The sequence below is a fragment of the Vibrio sp. 10N.222.52.C3 genome (assembly GCF_041474195.1).
GTDB classification, from domain to species: Bacteria; Pseudomonadota; Gammaproteobacteria; order Enterobacterales; family Vibrionaceae; genus Vibrio; species Vibrio crassostreae_C.
The window spans coordinates 3,501-6,128 of the sequence record NZ_JBFRTQ010000177.1; the positions used below are offsets into that span (position 1 = coordinate 3,501).

The 2,628-nt window shown below is 43.3% G+C and carries 4 protein-coding genes; all 4 read left to right on the top strand.

The annotated features are described in order from the left end of the window. The coding region (locus tag AB4517_RS21320; protein ID WP_372149855.1) for a GDP-mannose 4,6-dehydratase at positions 1–434 on the top strand (434 nt) is incomplete at its 5' end. Then, positions 434–1,321, top strand: coding sequence for a glucose-1-phosphate thymidylyltransferase RfbA (gene rfbA / locus AB4517_RS21325; RefSeq protein WP_372149857.1), 888 nt, complete (start codon positions 434–436; stop codon positions 1,319–1,321). The genes AB4517_RS21320 and rfbA, both read left to right, overlap by 1 nt. Next, positions 1,321–2,202, top strand: coding sequence for a dTDP-4-dehydrorhamnose reductase (gene rfbD, locus AB4517_RS21330; RefSeq protein ID WP_372149859.1), 882 nt, complete (start codon positions 1,321–1,323; stop codon positions 2,200–2,202). Before rfbA ends, rfbD begins: the two co-directional genes overlap by 1 nt. 4 nt (positions 2,203–2,206) lie before the next feature. After that, the coding region (rfbC, locus tag AB4517_RS21335; RefSeq protein WP_372149862.1) for a dTDP-4-dehydrorhamnose 3,5-epimerase at positions 2,207–2,628 on the top strand (422 nt) is incomplete at its 3' end.

A 2,628-nucleotide genomic window follows, 5' to 3' on the forward strand; every position in this document is an offset into this window, starting at 1 on the left:
CTATTTACGGTAAAGGCGACCAAATCCGTGACTGGCTGTTTGTTGAAGATCACGCCCGCGCACTCTACAAAGTCGTGACAGAAGGTGTCGTAGGAGAGACTTATAACATCGGTGGTCACAATGAAAAATCCAACATCGAAGTAGTACAGACGATTTGTGACATCCTAGATACGTTAGTACCGAAAGAATCAGCGTATGCCGAGCAAATTACGTACGTTCAAGATCGCCCAGGTCATGATAGACGTTACGCGATTGATTCAAGCAAAATGCAGCGCGAACTCAATTGGACGCCAGAAGAAACGTTTGAAACCGGTCTTCGTAAAACGGTGCAATGGTATCTAGATAATTCGGTATGGTGTCAAAACGTGCAAGATGGTAGTTATCAACGTGAGCGTTTGGGTGTAGAAGCAACAGATTCAAAGGAAAATAGATAATGAAAGGTATTGTTCTTGCGGGTGGCTCTGGAACTCGTTTATACCCATTGACTCGCGGCGTATCCAAGCAACTCTTGCCGATTTACGATAAACCAATGGTGTTCTACCCGATTTCTACTTTGATGTTGGCCGGAATCAAAGACATTCTGATTATTACTACACTAGAAGATAATGCTGGTTTTAAGCGCCTGCTTGGCGATGGCTCAGATTTTGGTATTAACCTAGAGTATGCGATTCAGCCAAGCCCAGATGGCTTAGCTCAGGCGTTTATTATCGGTGAAGAGTTCATTGGTGATGACAGCGTGTGTTTAGTGCTGGGCGACAACATCTTCTATGGTCAATCTTTTTCAAGAACCTTGCAAAGTGCCGCTTCAAGAGAATCGGGTGCAACCGTGTTTGGCTACCAAGTGAAAGACCCAGAACGTTTTGGTGTGGTCGAATTTGATGAAGAGATGAAAGCCGTTTCAATTGAAGAAAAGCCGGAAACGCCAAAATCTAACTATGCGGTAACAGGCTTGTATTTCTATGACAACCGAGTGGTGGAAATGGCTAAGCAAGTGAAGCCATCTCATCGTGGTGAATTAGAAATTACGACACTAAATGAAATGTACCTCAATGATGGTTCATTAAACGTGGAGTTACTCGGTCGTGGTTTTGCTTGGTTAGATACTGGTACACATGAAAGTCTGCATGAAGCCTCTTCTTTTGTTCAAACGATTGAGAATGTTCAAGGCTTGAAAGTTGCGTGCTTAGAAGAAATCGCGTGGCGTAATGGTTGGTTGAGTGGTGAGCAAGTTCTGACTCTAGCCAAACCAATGATGAAAAACGAATACGGTCAGTATTTGACACGTCTAGTGACTGAAACTCAGAAAAAGGTAGTAAGCTAATGCGTATCCTAATTACGGGTTGCCATGGCCAAGTTGGCTCGCGTTTAACTGAGCAGTTAGCGAATCATGAGAATACAAAGGTATTAGCACTTGATAGAGAGTATCTTGATATTACCAATCAAGACGCTGTCAATGCAGCTGTTGCTGAGTTTGAGCCTAGCATCATTATTAATGCGGCGGCACATACAGCGGTTGATAAGGCTGAAGATGAGGTGGAGCTTTCTTACGCGATAAATCGTGATGGTCCAAAATACCTCGCACAAGCCGCGCAGAGCGTTGGTGCTGCAATGCTGCATATCTCGACCGACTATGTCTTTGAAGGCAATAAAGCGGGTGAGTATGTGGAAACGGATGCTACCAATCCTCAAGGCGTTTACGGTAAAAGTAAGCTCGCCGGTGAAATCGCCGTTGCTGAGGCGTGTGATAAACACATCATCCTTCGTACTGCATGGGTATTTGGTGAGAGTGGCAATAATTTCGTGAAGACGATGCTGCGTTTAGGTGAGAACAGAGACGCATTGAGTATTGTCGGTGACCAGTTTGGCGGGCCGACTTATGCCGGTGATATCGCCAATGCATTGATCCAAATCGCGCAGCGTATTAATCAAGGTGATGCTGTTGAGTACGGCGTCTACCATTACTCGGGTTTGCCTCACGTTAGTTGGTTTGACTTTGCTGATGCCATTTTTGATGTTGCGGTAGAGAACAAAATTCTTGCGAAAAAGCCGACCTTAACAAGTATTACTACTGACCAATACCCAACACCAGCTAAGCGTCCAAGCAATTCTCGTTTAAGTACTGAAAAAATCACGCTAGGTTTCTCGGTTAAAGCGAGCGATTGGAAGTCCGCGTTAAACAATATTCAAGCGTATACGGAATAATAAAATGAAAGTAATCGATACTCGTATTCCAGATGTGAAAATTATAGAACCAAGTGTGTTTGGTGATGAACGTGGCTTCTTTATGGAAACTTGGAATCAAAAGAAATTTGAAGAGCTAGTGACAGGTAAACCTACTAAGTTCGTTCAAGATAATCACTCTAAGTCGAAGAAAGGGATTTTACGTGGTTTGCATTATCAAACTGAAAATACTCAAGGTAAGCTTGTTCGAGTAGTCTCAGGTGAAGTGTTTGATGTAGCCGTTGATATTAGAAAAGACTCACCGACTTTTGGTCAATGGGTTGGTGAATATCTGTCTGCTGAAAATAAACGTCAGCTTTGGGTCCCAGAAGGGTTTGCGCACGGTTTCTATGTAACCAGTAATGAAGCTGAATTTGTCTATAAATGTACTGATTATTATAACCCTCA

Bases quoted from the DNA above. Each gene is read 5' to 3' on its own strand.
- rfbA (WP_372149857.1), top strand. From the start codon at position 434: ATGAAAGGTATTGTTCTTGCGGGTGGCTCTGGAACTCGTTTATACCCA.
- rfbD (WP_372149859.1), top strand. From the start codon at position 1,321: ATGCGTATCCTAATTACGGGTTGCCATGGCCAAGTTGGCTCGCGTTTA.